This window comes from Sulfitobacter sp. (assembly GCF_036960155.1).
In the GTDB taxonomy this organism is placed as follows: Bacteria; Pseudomonadota; Alphaproteobacteria; order Rhodobacterales; family Rhodobacteraceae; genus Sulfitobacter.
Genome location: NZ_JBALWB010000001.1, coordinates 1,209,765 through 1,236,009, shown reverse-complemented (window position 1 = coordinate 1,236,009; position 26,245 = coordinate 1,209,765). Strand labels below are relative to the sequence as shown.

The window sequence follows — 26,245 nt, the reverse complement described above, 5'->3', positions numbered from 1 at the left end:
TCTGGTAAAGTCCAACGATCCGGCGCTAATGTGCAGCGAAACCGCTGAAAAGGACCATGCTGATGCCTGCACCTGTAAATCCCTTCAAGAAAGCCCTCGCTGCGGGTGAACTACAATTCGGGTGCTGGGTTGCACTTGCCAATACCTTCAGTGCCGAAGTGATGGGACAAGCTGGTTTTGACTGGCTGGTTGTAGATGGAGAGCACGGACCAAACGATCTACGTTCAATCTTGTCCCAACTTCAGGTGATTGATGGCACCGATGCACATGCCGTTGTGCGTGTACCAGTCGGCGAGACCTATATGCTTAAACAAGTATTGGATGCTGGTGCCCAAACTGTGCTGGTGCCGATGGTTGAAAGCGCGGATCAAGCGCGTCAATTGGTCCGCGATGTCACCTATCCACCACATGGTGATCGTGGCGTAGGCTATGCGCTGGCCCGCGCATCCCGATTTGGTACAATTGGCGATTACGGGAAAACTGCAGACGCGCAGATATGCCTGCTGGTACAGGTCGAGAACCTGCGCGGGCTGGCAGTACTAGATGATATCCTAGCTGTTGAAGGTGTTGACGGCGTGTTTATTGGCCCCGCCGATCTTGCCGCTGATATGGGCCACATGGCCAATGCCGATCACCCAGATGTCCAAGCTGCGATTATGGATGCGTTAACGCGGATCAAGGCTGCTGGCAAAGCACCAGGGATCTTGTCCACGCGCGATGGCATGACACAGGACGCCATCGCAGCGGGTGCGCAATTTGTGGCCGTGGGTGCCGATGTGTTGATGCTCGGCCATGCTGCGCGTCAGCTTGCGCAAAAATGGCAGGCAACAAAATAATGAACGCAGGTCTTGCGCTACTGGCATTCGCATATGTTCTAAGCCAGTTTTTCCGTGCCTTTCTGGCTGTCCTAAGTTCCTTTCTAGCGACAGACATCGGAGCGACACCCGAAGACCTCGCATTTGCATCAGGGCTTTGGTTCATCACATTCGCTGCGATGCAACCGCCAATTGGCTGGGCGCTGGACACGATAGGCCCGCGCCGCACGGCAGCTGCCTTGTTGCTGTTGGGCGGCGGAGGCGGTGCTGCAGTATTTGCGCTGGCCACATCACCCATTCACGTTGCCATTGCAATGGCGCTGATCGGCGTAGGCTGCGCTCCGGTTCTTATGGCCTCTTACTATATCTTTGCGCTGGATCACCCACCCGCACGTTTTGCGTTTCTTGCGGCCTTAATGGTTGGGGTCGGCACCTTGGGTAATATCGTCGCCTCCTACCCCACCACATTGGCTGCGGAAACCATGGGATGGCGTGCGGCCCTATGGGGATTGTGCGTACTGTCTAGCCTCACAGCCGTGGGTATCTGGTTTGCCGTCCGCGACCCCATCAAAGAGGCCACTGAACAAAAGGGCAGCTTTTTAGAGGTCCTGCGTATCCGCGCGCTTTGGTTCATCTTTCCCTTGATGCTGGTCAGCTATGCAGAAGTTGGCGCGCTGCGTGGCCTATGGATCGGGCCCTACCTCACCGAAGTTTTTAACGCTCAGCCGCGCCTGATCGGTCAGGCGACCCTTGCAATGGGGATCGCAATGGTGATCGGGCCTATGGCCTACAGCCCGCTAGACCGCATATTTGGCACCCGCAAATGGGTCATATTTATAGGAAGCTGCGGCATCTTACTGTCCACAATCGGAATGATCTTGCTGGTGGACACCAGCGTAACGTGGGTGATCATTCTAATGTGCGCCATCGGCTTGTTTGGATCTACCTATCCAGCAATCATGGCCCATGGTCGCAGCTTGCTGCCTCGTCACTTGGTTGGGCGCGGAGTGACCCTACTGAACCTGTGCAGCATTGGCGGGGTTGGTGTGGCGCAGTTCGCAACGGGACGGATCTATACAGGGTATTCCGGCGGAGCGGTCGAGGCGCTGCCCTATACGCTTATCCTGATTTTCTTTGCCGCATTGATGACTATTGGTCTCATTATCTATCTGTTTTCGACCGATACAAAACCCTAGGGCCCCAGCCCCTTTCAATAAGCCCTAAAGCGGTATAACAGGCCCGCACCATCAAACACTAATATTGGAGAAAACGAGATGGGTTATCGCGTTGTAGTCGTAGGTGCCACCGGAAATGTGGGCCGCGAAATGCTCAGCATTCTGGACGAGCGTCAGTTTCCTGTGGACGAACTTGCTGTGTTGGCTAGCCGCCGCTCATTGGGCACGGATGTTAGCTTTGGCGATAAGACACTCAAGACGAAAGACCTTGATACGTTTGACTTCACGGGCTGGGATATGGCGCTGTTTGCCGTAGGTTCCGAGGCAACAGCAAAATACGCGCCTGTCGCGGCAAAAGCTGGCTGTGTAGTGATCGATAACTCGTCGCTCTATCGCTACGATATGGATATTCCGTTGATCGTACCTGAGGTAAACCCACAGGACATCCACAAATACTCGAACAAGAATATCATCGCCAACCCCAACTGCTCGACTGCGCAGATGGTTGTCGCGCTCAAGCCGTTGCATGACCGTGCCACAATTAAGCGCGTCGTTGTCAGCACCTATCAGTCCGTATCCGGTTCGGGCAAAGAAGGCGCAGACGAGCTGTGGAACCAGACCAAGAGCATCTACAATCCCGTCACAGATGTGCCGCCGAACAAGTTTCAAAAGCAGATCGCGTTCAACGTGATCCCGCAGATCGACGTCTTCATGGATTCCGGTGATACCAAGGAAGAATGGAAGATGATGGTCGAGACGAAAAAGATCGTCGACCCAAAGATCAAAGTCACAGCAACTTGTGTTCGTGTACCTGTGTTTGTCGGCCACGCTGAATCGATCAACATCGAATTCGAAGACCATCTGGATGAAAACGAAGCACGGGACATCCTGCGCGAAGCACCAGGTATCATGGTGATCGACAAGCGTGAGGATGCTGGCTATGTCACACCGATCGAATGCGTAGGCGATTATGCGACATTCATCAGCCGCATCCGTCAGGACAGCACAGTCGACAACGGCATCAACCTGTGGTGCGTTTCTGACAACCTGCGCAAGGGCGCTGCCCTGAACGCAGTGCAGATCGCTGAATTACTAGGCCGCGAAGTTCTAAAGAAAGGCTGATTTCCGCCCATGCGGAAGACGCTGAGGGGTGCCTGAAAGGGTGCCCCTTTTTCTTTGGGGCACAGCGTTGCATGCTGGTGGCACCTCATAAGGACCTGATGAACATGCGCTTCCTTCCTCTTGCACTCGCCGCGTTGCCCTTGCCCACGCTGGCCGAAACTTACACCGTGACCTCGGCGCCAACCGCTGCAACGGTCTATTCGGGCTTTGCCATGGTCACCCGCAAGATCAGCGTAGATGTCGGCGCCGGAGCGCATGAAATTATCCTTCCCGACCTGCCGCAATGGGTAGATGCAGGCAGTCTGCGTGCCAGCGTTACTGGCGCGAGTATTGGATCCACACGATTGCGCACTGCCGCACTCCCGCCCCAACCAGACAGCGATAGTGCCGCCGTTGTTAAGGCCAAAGAACGGATCAAAATAGCCGAACGTGCGTTGCGCAATTTGGAAGACAGCGTTCAAGATGCGAACCTAACGGTGAAAGCCGCCCAAGCCCGTCTGGTCTTTCTAAACGGTCTCGCAGCTAGCGAAACACTCCCATCTGATCCGTCGGCTTTGGCTGATTTGGCGCAGATGATTGAAACCCAAACCCTCTCTGCCACACAGACCCAAACCAACGCCCAGCGCGACGCACGCCGCATTGGGGAAGATCGCACTGATCTGGTTGAGGATATTACTGACGCCCGCGCCGCACTTGCCGCACTTACACCGCCAGCCGAGCCAAAGGCGTTACTCGCACTGTCCGTAAATGCCGCTAATGCGGGCACTGTTATTGCCACAGTCAGCTATCCTGCGCGCGCGTCTTGGCAACCAACTTACGACGTTGCCCTTATGACCGATGATGGTGGTCACATGACGATCCGTCGCGCCGCCATCGTTCACCAGAATACCGGCGAAAACTGGAATGACGTGACCCTCACCTTATCTACCCTCGCCCCCAGCGGGCAGGTTGTCCCATCCGAGCTTTACCCCCAACTGCTGCGCTTTGAGGACCCTCAATTGCGTGCAAAGCTCCAGCGTTCCGTGAACAGCCTAAGCGCTGAAATGGTCGCCGCACCAGAGCCTGTCATGATGGAGGATGCAGCTGCTGCCCAACCTAATTTCGACGGGCCGGGTGTAACCTATACCCTTCCTCGCCTCATCACGATTGCACAAAATGCCGAAGGTGCGCGGGTCGAATTAGATGCCTTAGAATTTGACGTGAGGGTCTTTGCACGTGCCGTTCCTGTGCAGGATCAAACCGCATTTCTGATGGCAGAAGCCATGAATGACACCGCCGAGCCACTGTTGGCAGCCGACACCGCGCAAATCTTTGTTGACGGTGCATTAGTTGGGCAAAGCTACTTTGCGGCGGTACCCGCAGGCGGCGACATTGTACAAGCCTTTGGACCAATCGAAGACCTACGCCTCACGCGCACTGTGCTAGACAAAAGCGAAGGAGACCGTGGCCTGATCAGTCGCACCAACGCCCAGACACAAGAGGTCAGGGTTTCCATCGAGAACATTGGATCAGAGTCGTGGGATGTAGAGCTGTTGGACGCAGTTCCCTACAGTGAGCAGGACGACCTTGAGATTGAGTGGAAGGCCACGCCTAAACCAGAGGGCATCGATGTGGACGGTCGTCGCGGTCTGGTTCAGTGGAACATTGCCGTAGGAGCAAACCAAATTCAAGAAATCAGGGTTGAACAGATCATCAACTGGCCAGACGGCAAGGTACTTCGTTGAGAGAGGCGTTAGCAATCGGTCGACCAGATGTTATGACCCGTCAATCGGGTGCCCCGGCAGCGCGGCACCAAATCGGTTAACCAATGTCTGGTAGCGCACGCCAACAGTGCCCGAATTGCACAGGTGGCGTCCGGTAGCTGCGATATGAATGCCGAGGCCAGCCCCCAATGGGCGCAGCTCCATCCCCTCAATAGCGAGGCGATGGATCAGATCAGGCCAGTTGCGGGCCGCTGCGAAATGAGTGCTGAGCAGTTCGTGACGCGTAGGGTCTAAACGGCCAGCTGGCATCACACCATTGCCCGTTTTTGCGACGGCCTGACTAGGCATCTGCACGCCAAAGCGCTCAACAAGACTTGCGTATGAGAACCCCAGTTCGGACCCTGTGCAAATACGGGTTCCGCAACTGATTTTATAAAGCACCAGTCCGCCCTCATGCAATTTAAACACATAGCCATGTGGACGCAGCTGCTCTGCCATATCATCCCAATCGCTGGCGTCTGCAATGTCACGCGCAAGCAAAGTTTGCACCGCAGAGATCAAGCCCTCACTTACAGTAATGATGTCTTTTGAAGCAAGCTGGCGTTCGACTTCACGCTTTAGCAATTGCCGAACCATATGGCCTATTGTCACCTCTCGTGCGGTGGCGACGCGCTGCGCACCGGACAACAATTCACGGGGTAGTTTGAGTGTGACTGATTCCAATTCCATACCTAAGCCTGCGTCAAATTTGGTTAACGACCCGTTAACCATCAATAACGCCTTAGATCATAGAACTGATCTATAGCTGTTCGAAACGAGCCACCGCCGGGTTGTAAACTTCTAGCCCACCCTCACCAATATCGGTCCACATGCCGTGCAATGTCAGCTCTCCTGAGGTCACTTTTTCTGCCAACCATGGGAATGTCATAAGGTTTTCAATCGACATCATAACAGCATGCTTTTCCAATTGGCGCACTTGCTCGTCAGCGTCCTCGATGTCTTTTACCAGCTCGTATTTGGGCCGTAAAATATCCATCCAGCGCCCTACAAAGCTGTCTTTAGCCTCTAATTCTGGCGCGGCACCGCTACACATGTTCAGACACCCTTGAACGCCACCACAGTTGGAATGCCCTAACACAATCAAATGCGCAACTTTTAGCACCTCAACAGCGTATTCCACTGCTGCGGATGTACCGTGCTGGGCACCATCGGGATGGTACTCTGGAACAAGATTGGCGATATTGCGGTGGATGAAAAACTCACCTTGGTCGGCGCCGAAGATCGACGTGACATGCACACGGCTATCGCAGCACGAAATCACCATCGCGCGGGGGTGCTGCCCACCTGTTGCCAGCTTTCGATACCATGCACGGTTTTCAGAATATGTCGTTGCCTTCCAACCGTGATAACGCTGTACCAGATAGCTCGGCAGTAGCTTGGCATGTTCCATGGTGCGCATCTCTCCACAATAATTCTAAACTAATTAGACTGAATTCGCGCGGATTTCGAGTGAAATCGCGCGTTTTCAGCAACCATTTAAAAACCCTAGCCCTCCATAACAATTCCAGCCGTGGGGGCAAAGAAAAGGGTGAGAAATGAGTGAAGTCATAAGAATAGGGCTGTCGGAACAAATTCAGCTTGATCAAGGTCGTTTGGGCGCTTTGTACAGTCAACTGGGCGAGAAGGGCGCGGAAAGCGTTGTTTGTCGCGCAATGGAAGAACTAGCCGCGCGCATGGCGCAATGTGAGACGTTCTGGCGCGCGAATGACCGCGAGAAATTGCGAAAGCAGGCGAAATCGTTGATTGCCATTGCTGATCAAATTGGAATGGACCGGCTTGCGATTGTTGCCGGCGACGTCACAGCCTCAATTGATGAAAAGGATGAGGTAGCTCTCGCAGCAACACTTTCGCGGCTGTTGCGCATCGGAGAACGATCCCTGTCCGCGATCTGGTCAATGGAAGATCTAAGCATCTGAGTGCGGTTGCAGCGCGGGCTGGATGGGTTAGTCTATTCCAACATTATATCCTCGAAAGGTCCGCTCTCTTATGTCCCTCAGCTTTGCCGCTTCCGCGTCCAACGCGATTGATTTGCATGTTCTACCTCAAGACGGGGTTGATGATTGGCTTAGCCGTCAGTCTCCGACAACTGTAGCGTGGGTTCGTGCAAATGCATTTGCTGGTTTGATTGGTCAGGCGTTGGTCATTCCCGATACGGGTGGCCTGCCTTCCATGGCTCTTGCTGGATATGGTACGGCAGGCACCCGTTTACGTGGGCGCTTTGCTTTAGCTGCTGCAGCCTCGAAGCTTCCCAAGGGGGCATACCGCATCATCAGTGGATTGCCCGAGGATCAGATCGAAGTAGAAGCCTTGGGCTGGCTGCTGAGCGGTTATCGCTTTGATCGGTACAAATCGGCAGCCCCGATGGCTGCCCAACTCATTGCGCCTGATAGTATTGATGCAAGCAGGGTTGAGGCCATCGCAAATGGTGAAGCCTTAACACGCACACTGATCAACACGCCCGCGTCCGACATGGGGCCGCCCGATCTGGAACAGGCTGCTCGCGATCTTGCAGAGCAGCACGGGGCGTCCATTGCCGTTACAGTGGGCGACGACCTGCTCACGACGAACCTACCGATGATACATACAGTGGGCCGCGCCGCTAATCGCGCGCCACGATTGATCGATATGCGCTGGGGCGAAACTGGCCCAACTCTTACGTTAGTCGGTAAGGGCGTCTGTTTTGACACAGGCGGTCTCAACATCAAACCAGGTGCATCCATGGGGTTGATGAAAAAAGATATGGGCGGTGCCGCTGCTGTTCTTGGGCTTGCGCATATGATCATGGCGACAGGAAAAAAGGTACAATTGCGGGTATTAATCCCTGCTGTTGAAAACTCGATTTCTGACAATGCCTATCGCCCCCAAGACATATTAACCTCCCGCAAGGGCCTAACCGTTGAAATTAACAACACCGATGCTGAGGGACGTTTAGTACTGGCCGACGCACTGGCGCTTGCGGATGAAGAAAAGCCGGATCAAATTATTTCAATGGCAACGCTTACTGGTGCGGCACGTGTCGCCGTTGGCCCAGATTTAGCCCCCTATTTCAGTGATGATGCAGGATTTGTTGCCGCCCTCGAAGCATCAGCCGTACGTGTTGCTGATCCAGTTTGGCGACTGCCGTTTCACACGCCCTACGAGTCAATGATCGAACCTGGCATTGCTGATCTGGATAACGCGCCCAAAGGCGGCTTTGCAGGTTGCATTACAGCCGCTCTTTTCCTGCGGCGGTTCGTTACGGATAGTAAGTACGCACACTTCGACATATATGGCTGGCAACCCAGCGCTGCACCCGCACGCTCCAAGGGCGGCGTAGGGCAAGGTACTCGCGCGCTGCTAGATGCTATCGACAGGATACTGACCCCATGAGCCACCCACGTTTAACACCCGACAAAGACCGCATGCCGTTGAAAGAGTCCGCACAAATCGGGCGCGGCGTCGTGAGCCTACTGCGCAAGCCCAATGGCCCGCGCGATCGCCAGCTTTTGCTGGGCGCAGAAGTTACCGTATTCTCACGCGAAGACGGCTGGGCCTATGTACAGTCTGCGGCGGATGGATATTGCGGTTTTGTTGGTGTTGCGTCTTTGACCAAGCCACAGGCGATCACCCATAAAGTGACAGCACCAGGTAGCCACGGCTATCAGAACGCAAATATGAAATCCATCGACCGCTGCACGCTGAGCCACGGCAGTTTGCTTGCGTCATTGGGTGAAAAGGACGGGTTCATCAATACAAGCCACGGCTTTGTTCCCAAACAGCACATCGCGCCAATTGATTTCTTCGAAGATGACCCTGTTCAAGTTGCGGCACAATTCGTTGGCACGCCTTATCTGTGGGGCGGCAACAGCCGCTGGGGGTTTGATTGCTCGGGTTTGGTTCAGGCAGCGTGCGCCGCGTGTGGCATTCCATGTGGTGGGGATACCGACATGCAAGAAGCAGACCTTGGCGAGTTATTGCCAGACGGGTCCATCCCCCAGCGTAATGACGTTTTGTTCTGGAAAGGTCATGTTGCCTTGGTCTGGGATGAGGAAACACTGGTGCACGCCAATTCCCACGATATGGCCACTGCATTTGAGCCTTTGGATGAAGCAATTGCACGCATTGCAAAAACTGACGGGCCAATCACATCGCACCGCAGGCTTCCTGTTCCTGCTTAAACGACAAATATGCTCACCCGCCCTAACGGGCGGGTAGAGATATTTTTTCTCGGGAATGCTCAAATCACCATGTTGGCGGGCAGCCCATTAGCGGCGACCTAACTACTCAACTGCGCGTATCAGTTTGCGTTCAAGAACACCCAAGACAGACTTTAGATCATGTCCGCGCTTCAGTACCTGCCCGCCGGGTCCCACGACAGCATACAAACCCTGCTTCATCCGCAGTTTGGGTCGTTTTTCGATCCGATAAAGGGGTATTTCTGCCGTCCGCCGAAAGACGGCAAACACAGCAACTTCCCGCAAACAAGATATTCCATAATCGCGCCACTCTCCTGCCGCGACCATTCGGCCATATAGCGACAAGATCACTGAAAGTTCGGTCCGGTGGAACGCCACCTGTTCAACCGGGCGATCAGCGCTACCGCCCGAAATGGTTCGTGTTGGGATCGTCGGTATGTTCATCCTAATAGATTTGCCTTGAAGAGCTGGCAATTCAAGCCCCTAACGATCAAATTCCTTGAACATGTTACGGATATGGATATGATTTGAAAATTGTGAAACATATCCGGGAGGGGACATGACACCACAAGCGCGAGCAACAAGAGCCGCCGAAGTGATGATGGCGGAAGATTCTGCGTCTCGTGACCTTGGAATGCACATCATTGATATCAAACCGGGTGGAGCCACACTGAGCATGCGTGTCTCGGGCAAAATGCTGAACGGGCATAAAATATGTCATGGCGGCTATATTTTCACACTGGCCGATAGCGCGTTTGCCTTTGCCTGCAACAGCTATAATCGGCTCACTGTCGCCCAACAAAACCAGATCACTTATGTCGCCCCTGGCAAGGCGGATGAGCTTTTGACTGCAACTGCTACAGAAACTGCTTTGGCCGGACGATCAGGCGTATATGACGTTATGGTCACCGGAGAAGACGGGCGCACAGTCGCCACCATGCGCGGCCTATCGCGCACCATAAAGGGGCAGTTGTTCCCTGAAGACGGAGACGACACATGAAAGACCTCACGCCTGCACGCGCCAGCCTAGATCACATCGAGACCGCCAGCCGCGACGAGATTTCCGCGTTGCAACTTGAGCGGCTGAAATGGTCCCTGCGCCATGCGTATGACAACGTCGCATTCTATAAAAAGAGCTTTGATGATGCGGGTGTGCATCCCGATGATTTGAAAGACCTGAGCGATCTGTCCAAATTCCCTTTCACCGTCAAAACCGACCTGCGTGACAACTACCCCTTTGGTATGTTTGCTGTTCCACAAGATCAGGTGAAACGCATTCACGCTTCCTCGGGCACAACGGGTCAACCTACCGTGGTTGGCTACACCGACAATGATCTGAAAAACTGGGGAACTGTTGTTGCGCGCTCACTGCGCGCGGCAGGCATGACACCGGGTGATATGCTGCACAATGCATATGGTTATGGCCTGTTCACTGGCGGTTTGGGCATCCATTTGGGGGCAGACACCCTTGGCCTCAGCACAGTCCCTATATCTGGCGGCATGACCCCAAGGCAGGTGCGCCTGATCCAAGATTTCCAACCAAAAGGTATTACCGTAACGCCGTCTTATGCACTTTCCATTTTGGATGAATTCAACGCCCAAGGTATTGATCCTCGCGACTGCTCACTTGAGGTTGGTATCTTTGGCGCTGAGCCTTGGACAAACGCGATGCGACTGGAGATTGAGCAAGCCTTTGATATGCATGCGGTTGATATCTATGGCCTGTCCGAAATCATGGGGCCAGGCGTGTCGATGGAGTGCGTTGAATCCAAAGATGGGCTGCACATTTGGGAGGATCATTTTTATCCTGAAATCATCAACCCAGAGACTGGTGAGGTGGTCGCAGAAGGTGAACAAGGCGAATTGGTATTCACCTCACTGACCAAAGAAGCATTCCCGATCATCCGCTATCGCACCCGTGATTTGACCCGCTTGCTGGCTGGCACTGCCCGCAGCATGCGCCGCATGGAAAAGGTAACGGGGCGCAGCGACGACATGATCATCCTGCGCGGTGTCAATGTGTTCCCCACCCAAATCGAAGAGTCGCTGATGCAGGTGGAAGGTCTTGCGCCTCATTTCCAGATCGAGCTTACCCGCCCGGATCGCATGGATCAGATGCGTATTCTAACCGAAATCACAGATAGTAACATTGACGCTGCTCACCGCAGTCAAGCCGCCGCCCAACTGGCAGCGGCCATCAAACAATCAGTCGGTATCAGCGTTAAAATCGAGGTAGGCGATATCGGTGCGGTGCCCCGTTCAGAGGGCAAAGCGGTGCGCATCCTTGATAATCGGCCAAAACGCTAACCGCAGGTAATGGCGATAATGTTATCTATATCGTCCAACTGCACGTTCAGGCGCGAAGGAATGAAATCGGTTGTCACCACATCGGTAGGTCCGACCAAACGCTTGGGTTCTGGTAGCGCTAGGGAGGACGCGGCATCGAGCCCGATCAATCCCTGATGTGCTGCGGCATTACAGGTATCTGGCGCATTAGCGGCAGGTGCATTTCCCGAGTAAGGGATAACCGCCGAGCCACAACCCGCCAACAATAACCCTGCTAAAATCGTAAATTTCACGTGCCGTACCTCGCTAAAAATGTTTCTACTGCATTGTCTACTACACGGTCGATGTCAGCCGCACTGACTTCCGTGATTACCCCGAACATCAACCGCATCCACACATCGGCTTTGCACAGTTGACCAAACTGATCCGCGGCCATTTCGTAATCGTCTATCTTTAGTTCACCGCGGCCGCAGGCCTCAGCGAAATAAGATGCCATTTCGGCGCGCATCACAGCTGGACCCGATTCAAAAAAACTGCGCCCCAGCTCAGGAAACCGGTCGGATTCCGCAACGCAAATTCGGAAAATTTGCTGACCAAACTCATTGGTAATGAAGGACAGGAAGTGACGGCCCGTTTGCGCCAGCACCTCGCGTGGCGGCGCGCAACTATCAATGCTGTCCATCGCGGATTCAGCCTGCCGCTGACATTCAGTGTTCGCAACCTCGATGAAAATCATCCGCTTGTCTGGAAAATACTTGTAGAGGGTCGCCTTGGACACTTTCGCCGCGCGTGCAATGTCATCCACACTGGCGCCCTCAAAACCGTCTGCCATGAACACGTCGCGCGCGCCCGCTAACACCTGATCATATTTGCGGCCACGGCAAATAGCACCAAGTGGTAAGAGGGCAGTCAGGTTCATTGTGGCTCCTTCAAAACAGATCATCACCTTATAAACTGATCAGTTCACTTCCAATAGAGAATTCGCAAATTGCGCCACCAACCTAGCAATGATCTTCTCGATTCAAGCAGATTTTCGCTAGCGCGCCTGCGTCGCTCAAGCTATCTGTGCCCCATGCTGGCCATCTTTCTCAAAACACTCCCTTTTTTCGCGCTCATCGGTGTTGGTTACTGGGCGGGGCGCACGCGGTTTTTCACGACAGAAGCGACCGCGTATCTGACCAAATTCGTTTTCTACTTTGCACTCTCTGCAATGCTATTCCGCTTTTCAGCGAACCTATCTCTCGCCGAAGTTTGGGATGGACGACTGGTCGCAGCCTATTTGTGGGGAACAGCATTTGTTTACGGAATTGCGACACTGGTCTGCTACTTTCGACGCATAAGCCTAGAGATTACCGCGATTGAGGCGCAATGTGCTGTGATCGGCAATGTCGGTTTCCTTGGTGTGCCAATGCTAACCTTACTACTGGGCCCAGAGGCTATTGGCCCTGTAATGCTCGCGCTCGCAATCGACTTGATCGTATTTTCGTCGCTGATTGTGATCCTAATCACGGGTTCGCGTGATGGCAGGATGAGCGTAGCAATCCTGCGTACCGTAGGCCTTGGCCTGATCAAAAACCCTATGATTGTTGCTATCTCTTTGGGCCTACTATGGTCTGGTCTAAAAATTCCAATTCCTGCTCCAATGAATGAATTCCTTACGCTTCTAGGTGCTGCAGCAACGCCCGGCGCGCTATTCGCTATTGGCGCCTCTCTCGCCTCAAAATCGGCTGAACGTTTGTCGGTTGCAGGCTGGTTGAGCTTTTGCAAACTGGTCGTGCATCCACTGTTTGTAGCCTTCGCCTGCTTTGTCCTGTTCAAGGTCGACCCCTATAAAGCAACGGTTGTAATCTCTGCTGCGGCACTGCCTGTTGCTGGAAACGTTTATATTCTTGCCCAACATTACGGCGTCGCACCCCAACGCGTCTCTGCTGCAATTCTTGTCTCAACGGCGCTCAGCATTGTAACTGTGAGCTTGTGGATCGCATGGTTAACTGGCAGCTAAGCTGCGACGGCCAACAGAACACTTGCCCCGCGCGTCTGCTCTAGTTAGCCATAGATAACATCCCAAAGGAGCCCTCATGGAAACCCTCTCGTCCAACGCCTGCTTTGGCGGCACACAACATGTAATCAAGCACACCTCAAGCAGCTGCGCTTGCGATATGACCTTCGCACTGTTTTTGCCCGCCGAGGCCCAAGACGGCCCGGTGCCCGTCTTGTGGTTTTTGTCAGGTCTGACCTGTACCCACGAAAACGCAATGGTAAAAGCCGGGGCACAAGCATGGGCCGCCGAGCAGGGCATCGCGCTGGTCTTTCCAGACACATCACCACGCGGCGACGGTGCTGCGAATGATGAAGCCTATGATCTCGGCCAAGGTGCAGGGTTTTATGTGAACGCTACCCAAGATCCCTGGAAACCACATTTTCAAATGTGGTCTTACATTGCAGATGAACTGCCTGCCCTTTTGGCCGAGAATTTTCCAGTCGATATGGAACGCCAGTCGATTACAGGCCACTCAATGGGTGGACACGGCGCGCTCACATTGGCGATGTCATTGCCAGGTCGCTTTGCATCTGTGTCTGCCTTTGCACCCATCGCACATCCGACTGCCAGCGATTGGGGCCGCAAACAGCTCACGGCATATCTGGGCACGGATGAAACCAAATGGGCCGCGCACGATTCAACGCTATTGATGCAGGAAAATGGTTTTGACGGACCTGTACTTATCGATCAAGGCACCGACGATCAATTCCTAGATTTGTTGCAGCCCGAAGCATTAAGCGCGGCAATGGCCAAGCGTCGTCAAAACGGAATTTTCCGTATGCAGCCGGGATACGATCACAGCTACTTCTTTATCGCTACGTTTATGGAAGACCATATTACCTTCCATGCTGACGCGCTGTGGTCTGCATGACGGCAGTCTACATTGATGCTGATGCCTGCCCTGTAAAGGACGAGGCCGAGCGGGTGATCACGCGTCACAAGATCAAGATGTTTGTGGTATCTAACGGCGGCCTTCGGCCATCGCAAAACCCCTTTGTAGAGAATGTTATTGTCCCTGATGGACCAGACATCGCGGACATGTGGATCGCTGATCGCGCGGGGCGTGGTGATGTGGTGGTGACCGGAGACATCCCACTGGCCGCCAAATGTGTTGAAGCAGGCGCGAAAGTACTCAAGCACAATGGTGAGGCTCTGACGCAGGCCAATATCGGGAATGTCCTCGCCACCCGTGATTTGATGACTGATTTACGCGCGGCAGATCCATTCCGCCAAGGCGGCGGGAGACCCTTTTCCAAGGCAGATCGCTCGCGTTTTCTAGAGGCCTTGGAGCGTGAAATTCGTGCAGCCCAAAAGCTAATTTAATTGATTTCCCCGAGTCCAGAGACAACCATAAACACCGCACCTCTGGATACAGTCGAAAGGTAAACTATGACCCCCAAGGCAGTGGTTTTTGACATTGGAAATGTCCTGATCGAATGGCAACCAGAACGCTTTTTTGACACTCAAATCGGCGAAGAACGCCGCCGCGCCTTGTTTGCGGCGGTTGATCTTCATGGAATAAATGACCGTGTCGATGCCGGCGAAAACTTCACAGCTGTGTTTACACAGGCGGCCAGTGAGTATCCTGAATGGAGCACCGAATTCGCGCTCTGGCACGACTGCTGGATTGAAATGGCCGCACCTCGTATCGACCATTCCGTTCGCTTAATGCGCGCCCTTCAGACCAAAGGCATTCCTGTTTTCAGCCTCACGAATTTTGGCATCGAAACCATGGTAATCGCGCGCAAGGAATACGAATTTCTGGACGCTTTTGATCACGATTTTATTTCTGGCCACATGGGTGTAATCAAACCTGCATCCCGCATCTACGAACTACTCGAAGAAGGTTCAGGCTTGTCCGGCAATGACCTTTTGTTCACGGATGATCGGATAGATAATATCAATGCAGCTGCTGCACGAAGCTGGCAGACGCATCTATTTGAGGGGCCGCAAGGCTGGGCTGACAGATTGATCTCAGCTGGATTGCTAACAAGCGAGGAAGCAAGATGAACACCATTCCATTTGTACCCTTTGAAGCTGGCGAAAAGCTGCTGGATTGGATTGAACTGACCGATGCCTTGATCGCAGGACATACACTAGGCCGTGCCGAGATAGGTGATACATTTCTCTACCGAGATCCAGATACATTGCTGAGCCGCGCAGCGTGGATCGATGGGATGGGAGTCGCTGTAAAATCCGCAACCATTTTCCCCGGAAATGCAGCTAAAGGAAAGCCAAATATAAACGGCGGCGTAAGTCTTTATTCTGATGATGATGGATCACTGGAAGCCATCATTGATTTTCACCTTGTGACAAAATGGAAAACCGCCGGAGACAGCTTACTGGCGGCACGACGTCTCGCACGCCCTGATACCAAACGCATCCTTTTGGTTGGTGCTGGACCTGTCGCCAAATCACTGCATGCGGCCTATAGCGCGATTTTTCCCGACGCTTCTTTTACCATTTGGAGCAGGACGCGTGCCAAATCCGAGGCCTTCGCTGAGAACCTGTTAAACGTCACTGTTGCAGCTACTCTAGAGACTGCTGTTGGAGATGCCGACCTTATCGGGACTGCAACAATGGCTACTGATCCAGTGATTAAAGGTGCATGGTTGCAACCTGGTCAACACCTAGACCTGATCGGTGCGTATCGCCCCGACATGCGTGAGGTCGATGATGAGGCCCTGCAACGCGCGCGGCTATTTGTTGATAGCGTCGATACAACCGTCGATCATATCGGTGAGATAAAGATTCCGCTGAAATCTGGCGCGATCCAACGCTCCGACATTATCGCTGATTATTATGATCTGGACGCGTTCGTTCGGCAGTCTGATGATGAAATCACCATCTGTAAAAACGGTGGCGGTGCGCATTTAGACCTAATGACCAGCCGGTACATCCTAGAACAATGGCGTGCTGCCGGGTGATTTACCTCCTGCTCATCCTATTGACAGCAGCAGTGGCCCCTTTTGCGATCGAACACTACCGCATCGCAATGAGCGACGGGCGGCGCGGGTCTGCACCTGGTCAGTTTGTTGAATTAAGCCAAGGGGTCACGCATTACCACCTGACGGGGCCGGCGGACGGGCCGCTTGTAGTCTGCGTGCACGGCTTAACCACGCCAAGTTTCGTTTGGACGCCCCTTGCTAGCGCGTTAAATGACTTGGGATTCCGCGTCTTGGTTTATGACTTGTACGGACGCGGATACTCAGACCGCCCTGACGCACTTCACGATAAGATTTTTTTCAACCAGCAACTGGATGACTTGTTAGGTAAACTTGAAATTCAATCACCCTTTCATCTGATCGGGTATTCCATGGGCGGCGCGATTTCAGCGGGCTTTGCCGCCACTTACCCTGCGCGGGTACGGCGGTTGGTCTTGCTGGCCTCGGCTGGAACGTCAGTGATTGAGGGGCCATTGCTGCACTTTATTCGCAACCGTGGAATTGTTGGAAAATGGCTTATGCTTGCTGCCTACCCTTTCCAACTGCGCCGTGGCATTCGCGCTGAATGCGAATCTGTTCCTGTCCTCCCCGAAATCTCTGAGGGACAAGAAGCACAGCTAAGGTTTCGTGGATTTATTCCTGCTGTATTGTTCAGCTTACGAGGCATCCTGTTCAAACCCCTAGAAGGTGAGCACATGACACTACGCCGTAACGGCCTGCCTGTCTTGGCGATTTGGGGAGGTAAAGACACTGTAATCCCTGCCAGCGCCATGGGCCGGATGGCCGCGTGGAACCGTGAAGCCACGCATGAGGTGATCGAGGATGCTGGTCACGGGTTACCCTATACCCACACTGCCGAAATTCTGGAATACGTCACTGCCTTCCTGCCAGCACCGGAAGGCGATGATTGGGGACATGATCAATAAGCGTTTCATCCAACCACGCTTCAAAAACCCAAACCTTAATCAAGCAAACGCAGCCCGCATTGGCTTTTCCCGAACCGGGAGATGCACAATGACGCCGAATGCACCAACTGCCGCACCTATCCACCAAACTGTAGCGTATTGGTCTGGCGCAAGGCAACGTCTGCGTCACGTTCCGATAGGCGGACTGAATTGTTTGTGACCTCTACACGCAAGTTGATCTCTGGATAAGCTTCACTAAATCGCGCGAAAATGGACATCAACAAGGATGACGCCATGTTTGCGATGGCCGAGACATTCAAATCACCAGACGCGACATCGGTCTGCCCCGCGTTTGTTGCTTCAAAGGCCAAAAGCTCCGTTTCCATTCGCAGGACAGAGGCGCGCAGGTTTTCCCCGGTTCGTGTCAGTGTGAAACCGGACGCACCGCGTTCCACCAAAGGTGCGGCAAGGTCATTTCCCATCGCATGGATGCGGCGGGAAACCGTTGAATGTTGAACGCCCAATCGCCGCGCCGCGGCACCAAATGATCCCTCTCGTGCAAAGGCCAGAAATATGCGCACGTCGTCCCAATTCATAGCGGTCCCTGTTCCCCGTGCATTTTTGCAAACCGGTTTTTCGGTTTTTGCCAGTTCCCAAAACCCTGCGCGACGGATTGATTATTAACAACCAAAAATGGGTTTCTGACACAGACAACAACTGGAGATACCAAATGAGTGTTTCACTTTACGACCGTCTGGGTGGTTATGACGTCCTCGCAATATTTGCGACGAAAGTCATTGAGACTGCACAGTAGGACGGCACGCTGCGCCGCTTTTGGGTCAATCGCAGCGAGGACACGAACGCACGCGACCTTCAGTCCCTCATCGACTTTATGGTCAATGCAACAGGCGGCCAAATGTACTACCGTGGGCGGGATATGGCGCTTGCTCATAAGGGCATGGGGATCACACCCATCGGTTGGCAAAGGTTTATTGAGATCGTTGGCGCCGTCGCTGGCGAGATGGGTGTTGGCGGGGCCGAAGGCAAAGAAGTCATGCGCTTTTTGAACACCCTTAAAGACAACATTGTCGCGGCCTAATGCGTGACGGCGCGCTGCATTCGAAATTTAATTCAACGGGGAACCGGAAACATGACTGATCACAAAGCACCATTTCAGGGCGGCTGCGCCTGTGGGTATGTGCGTTATGAAATGGTCTCAGACCCGATGATCGTACACGGATGCCATTGTCGATGGTGCCAACGAGAAAGCGGCGCGTCCTTTGCCGTCAATGCGTTGATCGAAGCGGATCGGGTCAAAGTCACAAAGGGCGAGGTAGCAGAGATTTTGACACCCTCCCTCAGCGGTGTCGGGCAACGGTTCTCGCGGTGTCCCAAGTGCCACGTGACCCTGTGGACCAACTACCTCGCAATGCGCGGCGGGTTGGGGGAAGTCGTGCGTTTTATTCGGGTCGGCACGCTCGATCATCCTGACCTGTTTCCACCCGACGTGCATATATTTACGTCGACAAAACAGCCTTGGGTTATCCTTCCACCTGATGTTCTGGCTTTTGAAGAGTACTTCGTGATCAAAGACTTATGGTCATCCGAAAGTCTGGCAAGGCGCGCCATCTTGCATGAGGTCGCTGGGACGGAGGGACCTTAAGCAACTGATTTCATCCTTGGCTCCCTCGGTTTACATGCTGGGACGCCAAACTCGCTTCAGTATTTTATTTTGAACGCAAAGCGGACGTCGGGGCGATCGCCGCGAAAGCTCACTTTGCTCGCGCTGCAGTCACATGAACCGAGTGCAACGAACTTCCGCTTCGAGCCCATTTTGACCAATGCTGCGGAATGATCAAACAGCTGCTGCAAAACAGAAGCGGACGATAATACAAATCGGTGATGGCCTCTATCTGCTCCCTAAGATCCGTTAACTCCAACTTATTGCGTCAAGCCTTTCAATTGGCTTTCCTGAACTAGTTTTGGCGGAACTTGCAAATTTACTTTGCTCCTGTGATTGTTTTGTAAATAGAATTTTGGAATTTGACCTGTGAACTTGACCGAAGATGAATCAAAGCTGGTCTTCTCGATCATGCATGACCTGAGTGGTGAATTCGACCATTCGGAAGTGCGACAGCGGGTTGGGCAAAAGTTACTCGATCTGCTCAAGGCGGATCATTTTGCATCGTATGTCTGGGATGATGCCAGTCAAGAATTCGTATCTTGTGTGCAACTCAATATGTCAGATGACAATCTGCGCACTTACGAAGGTTATTTTCAGTTCCACGATCCCATTACACCCGTCTTGCAAAAACGCCGGAAGGCGACGCCAGTCAGTGAAATAATGCGTCACGATCGTTTGGTGAGGACCGAGTTTTTTAATGATTTCTTGAAGCAAGACGGCTTGTGCTATGGATTGAACTATTTTGCATTTGATCGAGGCGATAACATTGGTGATCTACGCATTTGGCGTGGTGCCAATCGCGAAGATTTCACGCAGCGGGACGCCCAAATTGTGGATGCGATCGGGCCCAGTTTGGTGAACGCTTTGATCCGTGCGCGCAGCAATAGCGCAAATGCGCCTTCACTTAGGTTCTCGCAAATCGCACTAGATGTTGGCTTTACAGTGCGGGAGGCCGAGGTTGCTGATTTGCTTGTCACTGGTCAGACTGATGATGAGATTTGTGGAAAACTGGGGTTCTCCAAGCCGACTTTGCGGACACATATCGCCGCAATATTCAGGAAGTCGGGCCTAAATCGGCGATCACAACTGGCGCTTTTCCTTGCAGAAAAAAATCATCATTTGTGATGATAGCCTAAGCAACATCGCAGCTTCTATCCTTCTTGTAACAAAACAGGGAGGCTTGCGTGCCACAAGATTTATCAAAACTAGACGGTGTTGCGACGATTGCAGCTTTTAAAAGTGGCGCAGTGACTCCCGCAGCTTATGCAGAAGGGGTGATCGAGAGGTCAGCGCAGCATAGCCAGCTCAATGCAATTCAGAGCTTTGCTGCGATTGCGTTAGGCCCAGATATCCTCGAAGCAATTGATGCCACCCCTGAAGGCGCGTTGGCGGGGCTGCCAGTTCTTGCAAAAGACAACATCAACACAAACACCTATCCGACGTCCGGTGGGACAAAATCACTTCTACATCATACGCCAAAAACCAATGCGGATGTTGTGAACCGGATAAAGGGCGCAGGCGGTTTCATCGCGGCAAAGGCATCCATGCACGAGCTGGCATTCGGGATCACTTCCAATAACGCGGTAACAGGGGCTGTGCGCAATCCGGTTGATCCAGACATGATCGCGGGAGGATCGTCTGGTGGAACTGCGGTGGCTGTTGCTTCAGGGATATTTCCCATTGGACTTGGCACAGACACAGGTGGGTCATGCCGGATTCCAGCCGCGTTATGTGGTGTCGTGGGATTTCGCCCTACCACTGGTCGCTATGATAGCGACGGTGTTCTGCCGATTTCCCATACCCGCGATACCGTCGGAACAATTGCCCGCTCTGTGCGTGACGTTGCATTGATGGACAACGTCCTAAGCGGCAAGTCTGCGGATAAGGGTACGGTTGACCTCTCTCAAGTGACATTTGGTGTTCCAAAGGGTCGGTTCTTTGACGATCTCGAACCAGCGGTTGCCAATGCGATAGAAACGCAACTTTCAGTTCTCTCCAAAGCAGGTGCTAAGCTGGTTGATGTGAGTTTTGAGCCAATTTGGGCGCACAATGATGCCTTCGGATTCCCGGTTGTCTTGTATGAAGTGATGCGGGATTTACCTGCATATCTTGCAAAGCATGTGCCCGATACTTCCTTTGAGGATTTGATCGCCGGTATTGGTTCGCCAGACGTCGCTGGTGCATTTGCGAGCCAGATGGGCGATGATGCGATGCCTCAGGTGGCCTATGACGCGGCCATGAACGAACATCGTCCGGCCATGCGCAAAATATATGCGCAAGTCTTCGAAGATCATGGCTTGGATGCCATTGTCTTTCCAACCACGCCCCTAACTGCGCGGCCAATTGGACAGGATGAAACGGTTGATTTGAACGGGGCACAAGTCCCGACCTTTCCAACGTATATTCGTAACACTGATCTGGGCTCTAACATCGGAGCCCCCGGAATTTCACTACCGTGCCCTGTCACATCAGGTTTGCCAGTCGGCGTCGAATTTGACGCATTACCCGGTCAGGACCGTGCCCTTTTGGCGCTGGCAATGGCCGTTGAAAAAGCAATGGCGCAATAGACGCCGAAATCAACCAGGGAGAAGTAACATGTTAAGCAAGACACTGCGCCTTTTGGCGAGCACTTCAATAGCGACTATGATGGTCGCTGGCACGGTACACGCTGACATCAAAATTGGAGTATTGGTGCCTGATTCAGGCCCCGCAGGACTTTTTGGTCCTTCAACACGTAACGCAGCGGAGCTGGCCGCGGAAAAGATCAATGCAGATGGCGGCATCAACGGCGACCAAATCGAGTTGGTCTTTGCTGATGTTGGTGTCCCACCCGCCGAAGCGGCACAAGCTGCGTTGCGGCTTTGGAAAGGCGAAGGTGTTCAGGCTTTTGTCGGCATGCACGATTCTGCTGTACGCGAAGCATTGCTTGGCCGTTTCAATGGAGAAGTACCGTACGTCTACACCGCGGTGTATGAGGGCGGTGCCTGTGCTGATGGGCTTTACGTAACGGGTGAAACCCCAAGCCAACAGCTTGCTCCAGTCATTCCATACCTCATGGATGCGGAAGAGGTCTCGAAATGGTATCTGATCGGTCATGACTACAATTGGCCGCGCGACACGAATGCACTGGCCAAAGGTTACATTGGCGAAGCTGGCGGCGAAATCGTGGGTGAAGAGTATCTTCCATTCTCGGTTGCTGAATTTGATAGCTCCCTGCAACGGATCAAAGAAAGCGGCGCTGATGCTGTACTGATTACCCTTGTTGGTGGTGGCTCGGTTGGGTTCAACGTCAGCTTTGCAGGCTTTGGTATGGACACGCAGGCCATCCGCCTTGGAACGCTTATCGAAGAGAACACATTGGCCGGTATTGGCGCAGATAACACGAAACGTCTGTTTTCAACATCTGGCTATTTCAGCTCAATCAAGGGCGAAGCGGCGGCGACATTTGCCGCTGATTATGCAGCGACTTACGGTACCGATGCGCCTGCACTCAATACTTTGGGTCAGTCTTCATATGAGGGCCTAATGTTGCTGGATGCTTTGGCCGAAAAGGCTGGCAGCCTTGATGTTGCGGCAATGGATGCTGCTGCTGAAGGTCTGACATGGTCGACGCCACGTGGGAATAACACGCTCACTGGTCGTCACATGGCGCAGACGATCTATCTGGCGGACGGTACAAGCGGCGCTTTCGAAGTCGTGACTTCGTTTGACAACATCGCTTCATCTGAAGCCTGTTCTAACTGATCGGCGATTTAAGATGACTGTTCTGATCCTCAACCTCATCTGGCAAATCAGCACACTGGCGCTGGTTGCCTTGGGGCTTGCCATTGTCTTTGGTAAGTTGCGGATCATGAACATGGCACACGGCGAATTTGTGATGATCGGGGCCTATGCGCCGGTCATCACAAGCAGCCTTGGTCTGCCAACTTGGCTACAGCTCCCCGTTTGCATTGTAACGGTGGCGCTCGTGGCACTGCTTCTCGAACGCACAATTATCCGACATCTTTATGGGCGAATGTTCGACAGTCTGCTTGCGACATGGGGGATTGCCATTCTGCTGCGGGAAGTTGTCGAATTGCTGTTTGGTCGCGGCTATCAATCAGTTAGCGTGCCTATCCCAGGAACAATCGAAGTCTTTGGCGCGCAGTATCCGCTTTATCGGATCGTTGTCGTTGCTGTAATCTTGGTTTGTTTCTCAGCACTCGCATGGTGGAACAGCCGTTCCAGAGTCGCCACACAGATCAAAGCGATGGTAGGCAACCCCGAACTTGCCCAAGCTGTTGGTATCAACACTGGGCGATTGTCTGCGGCGGCATTTGTGTTTGGCTGTTGCACGGCAGGCGTGGCCGGGTTGCTGTTGGCACCAACCATCCGAATAGAACCCGTGATGGGCATCGATTATCTGATCCGCTCGTTCTTTGCGCTGGTGGTTGGCGGCCTTGGCAGCCTCGAAGGGCTTGGCCTTGGTGTAACGCTGATCGCAGGCACACAATCGGTTATCGGTGCATTCGCCAGCCAGACATATGGGTATCTCGCGGTGCTGACCCTTTCAATTTTATTCTTGTGGCTGAAACCTGATGGTATTCGTTCTTCTTCCCGTTAGCCTGCTACTGGCGGTGCTCTTGCTGATCCCCGAGGTGTTAGGGGATTTTGTGGCCTACCAGATCGGGCTTTATCTGATCTATGGCATCGCGGCGCAGGGCATTGGGTATCTATGGGGCAAAACAGGCATACTCCCTTTGGGGCAGGCATTGTTTTTTGGCGTTGCTGCCTATGCCACGGCAATGACGCTGCGCAATATCGACAGTCTGTCAATGCAACTGGGTCTGACAGTGGTCGTCATGGCGGCAATTGGCGTGTTGGCTTACGGTTTGGCAACGCTGATCTTTAGAGGGCGGAGCGAAAGCGGGCCTTATTTCTCCCTCATCACGCTGGCTCTTGTCATGATCGCCGAGCAAGTCGCCAACACCGCTTCCGGTTTGACGGGCGGCTTTAACGGATTGTCTGGTTACAGCAGCATTGGTGGTCTCGACCCGTATGGTAACTTTTATTATCTGATCGTTGGCTGCACAGTCGCAGTGTCCGCAGCCTTGCTGATCTTGAACCGCTTACCAGTCAATCTGGTGGTGAAAGGCGTGGCCGACAATGAACCCCGTCTTCAACTTCTAGGTTTTGCGACCCACAAGATCAAAGCTGCCGCCTTTGCAGCTTCAGCCGTCATCGCAGCCTTAGCTGGCGGACTTTTTGCTTCCCACCAAGGGATCGTGACCCCTACATCCACCGGATTTGGTTTGTCAGCAGAACTGGTCATCCTAGCCGCTATTGGTGGGCGCTTTCATGTGTTGGGACCACTTGTTGGTTCCGTCCTTGTGGGTTGGGCCTCAGCCGAACTGCGCGACAGTTTCCCATATTGGGAGATTGTGATGGCCCTTGGGTTCATTTTGGTGGTTCTAAAAGCACCCGGTGGATTATCCGAACTGATAGAACAGGTTACGCGTCGTTTCTGGACGCCTTCACCACCTGCGAACACCGATATCGTCAACGCGCCACAGCCGCGTGCCCCCCGTGTTTTGGCCCCCTTGGTGTTTGAGGACGTAAAATTGAAAATCGGCGTTGTGCGTATTCTCAATGGTGTCACGTTTGAAACACCGGCCAAAGGGATTGTCAGTATCATCGGGCCAAATGGTGCAGGTAAGACCAGTGCATTAAACACCATTACCAGTAATCTGGATGTCACTGCCGGTCACATTCACCTTGGCGACACACCCATAGAAAACCGCGCACCACACGCTGCTTTAGGCAACGGTATTGGCCGAAAGCTACAGGTGCCGTCAGTCTTCTTTTCCATGAGTGTTGCAGAGAACTTGACCCTCGCTATGTTGGCTGGCCGCGCAGGCTGGAATGATCTTTTTCGCAAGTCCACTTTTAGCTGGCATTCCGAGGCACTTGCCCGCGTTATGGCGAACCCCAGTCTGTCGCTTGAAGGTGACCTTGGGAAAATGGCGGGCAGCTTGCCTCAGGGACATCGTCAGTTTCTAGAATTTGCGATGACGACGGCTTCTGAACCCACATTGCTATTGTTAGACGAACCCTGTGCCGGCCTGTCGCCGGATGAAACCGCTGTCATGACGCAATTGGTGCAGGAATTTCAAAACCAAAGTGGAGGGCTTGTGATTGTCATCGAACACGACATGAGTATTGTCGAGGCCATCTCGGATAAAGTTCTTGTGCTGCATCAGGGACAGGTCTTGGCTTTTGACACTTACGAAAATGTCCGCGCTGACCCACAGGTACAGTCCGTTTATGCTGGAGCAACCAAATGACAGCGTTGTTGGAAATCGAAAACCTGACGGGAGGATATGGGGATACAAACGTAATCTTTGGCTTGTCCGCTCGTATCGTAGCTGGGCAAGTGCTGGGTGTGTTCGGGCGCAATGGGGTTGGGAAAACAACGCTGGCGCGTTTGATACAAGGCAGCCTAAACCCAACCGGAGGTAACCTTATCCTTCAAGGCAAAGAGGTCTCACATCTCAAGGCACATCAAAGACGGGCAAAAGGCATTGGCTACATGCCACAGACCAATATGGTTTTTAACGATCTCACTGTTCTGGAAAACCTGACCATTGGTAAGCCTTCGCTTCGACTTGAACCCTACTTTGATCGGTTCCCCCGACTTGCAGAACGTCGTGATCAACTAGCAGGGACAATGTCAGGTGGTGAGCGCAAAATTCTGGCGTTTGTACGCACGATGATCGAAGATACAAATGTGATCATCCTAGACGAACCTTCCGAAGGTGTGCAGCCTGAGAACATCGAATTGATGGCAGAATGCCTTCGGGAACATGCAAATACTGGTGCAGGTATTTTTCTGTGTGAGCAAAATTTGAATTTTCTCCACAACGTTTCCGACCATTACCTCGGTATTGATGCAGGGAAAACGATCGTAAACCAACGCGCAGTAGATATTAGACCAGACGAGGTTCGGTCCGCTCTTTCGCTGTGATGGCTAAAATTTAGATCTGCGTTGAAACACGGAATATTGACTAGAAGCTGGAGTACCGAAGTTGAACAAATTTGATGTTCTGCTTGCAAGAACGTCGAGTTCGCTTTTCTGCTTAATGTCTGGATTCAGTAAAAATCAGACTCTGAAGTCTTAGGCGGCGAACAGCGGCTTTGTCCGCAGCGCCGACCTAGATCTCAACAAACCAACGGCAGTTCTGAGCTAGCAGGGAGGTTAGCTTCCTAAAAGACTAGCAAGAATTTCACCACTCAGTCTGTAAACGCCATTCAGAAATGTCATCAAACGCGCTGACGGTAGCGCAACCTGACAGAGC

At 53.1% G+C, this 26,245-nt stretch carries 29 protein-coding genes; 23 read left to right on the top strand and 6 right to left on the bottom strand.

Translation table 11 applies throughout. From position 1 onward, the window contains the following. The first annotated feature begins 62 nt into the window (after window positions 1-62). The 4 genes from V7775_RS06175 to V7775_RS06160 all read left to right on the top strand — a co-directional run bounded on the left by V7775_RS06175 (window position 63) and on the right by V7775_RS06160 (window position 4,836). Window positions 63-836, top strand: coding sequence for an HpcH/HpaI aldolase family protein (locus tag V7775_RS06175; protein WP_335750978.1), 774 nt, complete (start codon window positions 63-65; stop codon window positions 834-836). Then, window positions 836-2,011, top strand: coding sequence for an MFS transporter (locus V7775_RS06170; protein WP_335750977.1), 1,176 nt, complete (start codon window positions 836-838; stop codon window positions 2,009-2,011). The genes V7775_RS06175 and V7775_RS06170 overlap by 1 nt, the downstream gene beginning before the upstream one ends. Before the next feature lie 78 nt (window positions 2,012-2,089). Further along, complete coding sequence (locus tag V7775_RS06165) at window positions 2,090-3,112, top strand: aspartate-semialdehyde dehydrogenase (RefSeq protein ID WP_335750976.1); 1,023 nt, start codon at window positions 2,090-2,092, stop codon at window positions 3,110-3,112. 104 nt (window positions 3,113-3,216) lie between these two features. Continuing rightward, window positions 3,217-4,836: a DUF4139 domain-containing protein gene (locus tag V7775_RS06160; protein ID WP_335750975.1), complete on the top strand. Its 1,620-nt coding sequence runs from the start codon at window positions 3,217-3,219 to the stop codon at window positions 4,834-4,836. A 30-nt stretch (window positions 4,837-4,866) separates the two neighbouring features. Here V7775_RS06160 and V7775_RS06155 read toward each other — a convergent pair whose 3' ends face one another. Further along, window positions 4,867-5,544 (bottom strand): hypothetical protein, encoded by a 678-nt coding sequence (locus tag V7775_RS06155; RefSeq protein ID WP_335750974.1) that lies wholly within the window; start codon window positions 5,542-5,544, stop codon window positions 4,867-4,869. Between the two features lie 70 nt (window positions 5,545-5,614). Then, window positions 5,615-6,265, bottom strand: a complete 651-nt coding sequence (locus V7775_RS06150; RefSeq protein WP_335750973.1) for a carbonic anhydrase — start codon at window positions 6,263-6,265, stop codon at window positions 5,615-5,617. 145 nt (window positions 6,266-6,410) lie between these two features. Here V7775_RS06150 and V7775_RS06145 point away from each other — a divergent pair, with 145 nt between their 5' ends. The 3 genes from V7775_RS06145 to V7775_RS06135 all read left to right on the top strand — a co-directional run bounded on the left by V7775_RS06145 (window position 6,411) and on the right by V7775_RS06135 (window position 9,032). Beyond that, complete coding sequence (locus V7775_RS06145) at window positions 6,411-6,791, top strand: hypothetical protein (protein ID WP_335750972.1); 381 nt, start codon at window positions 6,411-6,413, stop codon at window positions 6,789-6,791. A gap of 70 nt (window positions 6,792-6,861) precedes the next feature. Next, a complete protein-coding gene (locus V7775_RS06140) occupies window positions 6,862-8,244 on the top strand; it encodes a leucyl aminopeptidase family protein (RefSeq protein ID WP_335750971.1) in 1,383 nt (460 codons plus the stop codon). Then, window positions 8,241-9,032 (top strand): C40 family peptidase, encoded by a 792-nt coding sequence (locus tag V7775_RS06135; RefSeq protein ID WP_335750970.1) that lies wholly within the window; start codon window positions 8,241-8,243, stop codon window positions 9,030-9,032. The genes V7775_RS06140 and V7775_RS06135 overlap by 4 nt, the downstream gene beginning before the upstream one ends. 102 nt (window positions 9,033-9,134) lie before the next feature. Here the strand turns inward: V7775_RS06135 and V7775_RS06130 are convergent, their stop codons facing one another. Next, a complete protein-coding gene (locus V7775_RS06130; protein WP_335750969.1) occupies window positions 9,135-9,494 on the bottom strand; it encodes a DUF2794 domain-containing protein in 360 nt (119 codons plus the stop codon). Window positions 9,495-9,609: 115 nt separating this feature from the next. Between V7775_RS06130 and paaI the strand changes: the two genes are divergently transcribed. Together paaI and paaK are read left to right on the top strand one after the other, a co-directional pair. Continuing rightward, window positions 9,610-10,050: a hydroxyphenylacetyl-CoA thioesterase PaaI gene (gene paaI, locus V7775_RS06125; RefSeq protein WP_335750968.1), complete on the top strand. Its 441-nt coding sequence runs from the start codon at window positions 9,610-9,612 to the stop codon at window positions 10,048-10,050. Then, window positions 10,047-11,357, top strand: coding sequence for a phenylacetate--CoA ligase PaaK (gene paaK / locus V7775_RS06120; protein WP_335750967.1), 1,311 nt, complete (start codon window positions 10,047-10,049; stop codon window positions 11,355-11,357). Before paaI ends, paaK begins: the two co-directional genes overlap by 4 nt. Here the strand turns inward: paaK and V7775_RS06115 are convergent. Both V7775_RS06115 and V7775_RS06110 read right to left on the bottom strand, forming a co-directional pair. Further along, on the bottom strand, window positions 11,354-11,629 hold the full coding sequence (locus V7775_RS06115; protein ID WP_335750966.1) for an I78 family peptidase inhibitor: 276 nt from the start codon (window positions 11,627-11,629) through the stop codon (window positions 11,354-11,356). The two genes, paaK and V7775_RS06115, sit on opposite strands and share 4 nt — an antisense overlap. Continuing rightward, complete coding sequence (locus tag V7775_RS06110; RefSeq protein ID WP_335750965.1) at window positions 11,626-12,255, bottom strand: TetR/AcrR family transcriptional regulator; 630 nt, start codon at window positions 12,253-12,255, stop codon at window positions 11,626-11,628. Before V7775_RS06110 ends, V7775_RS06115 begins: the two co-directional genes overlap by 4 nt. Before the next feature lie 153 nt (window positions 12,256-12,408). On the opposite strand from V7775_RS06110, the gene V7775_RS06105 reads away from it, so the two are divergent. The 6 genes from V7775_RS06105 (at window position 12,409) to V7775_RS06080 (ending at window position 17,248) form a co-directional block, all read left to right on the top strand. Further along, window positions 12,409-13,338, top strand: coding sequence for an AEC family transporter (locus V7775_RS06105; protein WP_335750964.1), 930 nt, complete (start codon window positions 12,409-12,411; stop codon window positions 13,336-13,338). A 76-nt stretch (window positions 13,339-13,414) separates the two neighbouring features. Beyond that, the gene (gene fghA / locus V7775_RS06100; RefSeq protein ID WP_335750963.1) at window positions 13,415-14,248 is read left to right on the top strand and encodes an S-formylglutathione hydrolase; all 834 of its coding nucleotides are present in this window, start codon (window positions 13,415-13,417) and stop codon (window positions 14,246-14,248) included. Further along, window positions 14,245-14,700, top strand: a complete 456-nt coding sequence (locus V7775_RS06095) for a YaiI/YqxD family protein (protein ID WP_335750962.1) — start codon at window positions 14,245-14,247, stop codon at window positions 14,698-14,700. Before fghA ends, V7775_RS06095 begins: the two co-directional genes overlap by 4 nt. Window positions 14,701-14,766: 66 nt before the next feature. Next, a complete protein-coding gene (locus V7775_RS06090) occupies window positions 14,767-15,387 on the top strand; it encodes an HAD family hydrolase (protein WP_335750961.1) in 621 nt (206 codons plus the stop codon). Then, the gene (locus tag V7775_RS06085; RefSeq protein WP_335750960.1) at window positions 15,384-16,304 is read left to right on the top strand and encodes an ornithine cyclodeaminase family protein; all 921 of its coding nucleotides are present in this window, start codon (window positions 15,384-15,386) and stop codon (window positions 16,302-16,304) included. The genes V7775_RS06090 and V7775_RS06085 overlap by 4 nt, the downstream gene beginning before the upstream one ends. Continuing rightward, complete coding sequence (locus V7775_RS06080) at window positions 16,301-17,248, top strand: alpha/beta fold hydrolase (protein WP_335750959.1); 948 nt, start codon at window positions 16,301-16,303, stop codon at window positions 17,246-17,248. Before V7775_RS06085 ends, V7775_RS06080 begins: the two co-directional genes overlap by 4 nt. 116 nt (window positions 17,249-17,364) lie before the next feature. Here the strand turns inward: V7775_RS06080 and V7775_RS06075 are convergent, their stop codons facing one another. Next, window positions 17,365-17,823 carry a LysR family transcriptional regulator gene (locus tag V7775_RS06075; protein WP_335750958.1) on the bottom strand — a complete coding sequence of 153 codons (459 nt, stop codon included), beginning with the start codon at window positions 17,821-17,823 and terminating at the stop codon, window positions 17,365-17,367. Between the two features lie 320 nt (window positions 17,824-18,143). Here V7775_RS06075 and V7775_RS06070 point away from each other — a divergent pair, with 320 nt between their 5' ends. From V7775_RS06070 to V7775_RS06035, 8 genes are all read left to right on the top strand, one after another. Continuing rightward, window positions 18,144-18,326 carry a hypothetical protein gene (locus V7775_RS06070; protein WP_335750957.1) on the top strand — a complete coding sequence of 61 codons (183 nt, stop codon included), beginning with the start codon at window positions 18,144-18,146 and terminating at the stop codon, window positions 18,324-18,326. Between the two features lie 51 nt (window positions 18,327-18,377). Next, window positions 18,378-18,890 carry a GFA family protein gene (locus tag V7775_RS06065; RefSeq protein WP_335750956.1) on the top strand — a complete coding sequence of 171 codons (513 nt, stop codon included), beginning with the start codon at window positions 18,378-18,380 and terminating at the stop codon, window positions 18,888-18,890. Between the two features lie 387 nt (window positions 18,891-19,277). After that, a complete protein-coding gene (locus tag V7775_RS06060; protein ID WP_335750955.1) occupies window positions 19,278-20,036 on the top strand; it encodes a helix-turn-helix transcriptional regulator in 759 nt (252 codons plus the stop codon). 59 nt (window positions 20,037-20,095) lie between these two features. Further along, window positions 20,096-21,478: an indoleacetamide hydrolase gene (iaaH, locus tag V7775_RS06055; protein ID WP_335750954.1), complete on the top strand. Its 1,383-nt coding sequence runs from the start codon at window positions 20,096-20,098 to the stop codon at window positions 21,476-21,478. Window positions 21,479-21,506: 28 nt separating this feature from the next. After that, the gene (locus V7775_RS06050; RefSeq protein WP_335750953.1) at window positions 21,507-22,655 is read left to right on the top strand and encodes a substrate-binding domain-containing protein; all 1,149 of its coding nucleotides are present in this window, start codon (window positions 21,507-21,509) and stop codon (window positions 22,653-22,655) included. A 13-nt stretch (window positions 22,656-22,668) separates the two neighbouring features. Next, a complete protein-coding gene (locus V7775_RS06045) occupies window positions 22,669-23,514 on the top strand; it encodes a branched-chain amino acid ABC transporter permease (RefSeq protein WP_335750952.1) in 846 nt (281 codons plus the stop codon). Then, the gene (locus V7775_RS06040) at window positions 23,489-25,234 is read left to right on the top strand and encodes a branched-chain amino acid ABC transporter ATP-binding protein/permease (RefSeq protein WP_335750951.1); all 1,746 of its coding nucleotides are present in this window, start codon (window positions 23,489-23,491) and stop codon (window positions 25,232-25,234) included. The genes V7775_RS06045 and V7775_RS06040 overlap by 26 nt, the downstream gene beginning before the upstream one ends. Next, window positions 25,231-25,914: an ABC transporter ATP-binding protein gene (locus tag V7775_RS06035; protein WP_335750950.1), complete on the top strand. Its 684-nt coding sequence runs from the start codon at window positions 25,231-25,233 to the stop codon at window positions 25,912-25,914. Before V7775_RS06040 ends, V7775_RS06035 begins: the two co-directional genes overlap by 4 nt. Window positions 25,915-26,245 lie beyond the last annotated feature (331 nt).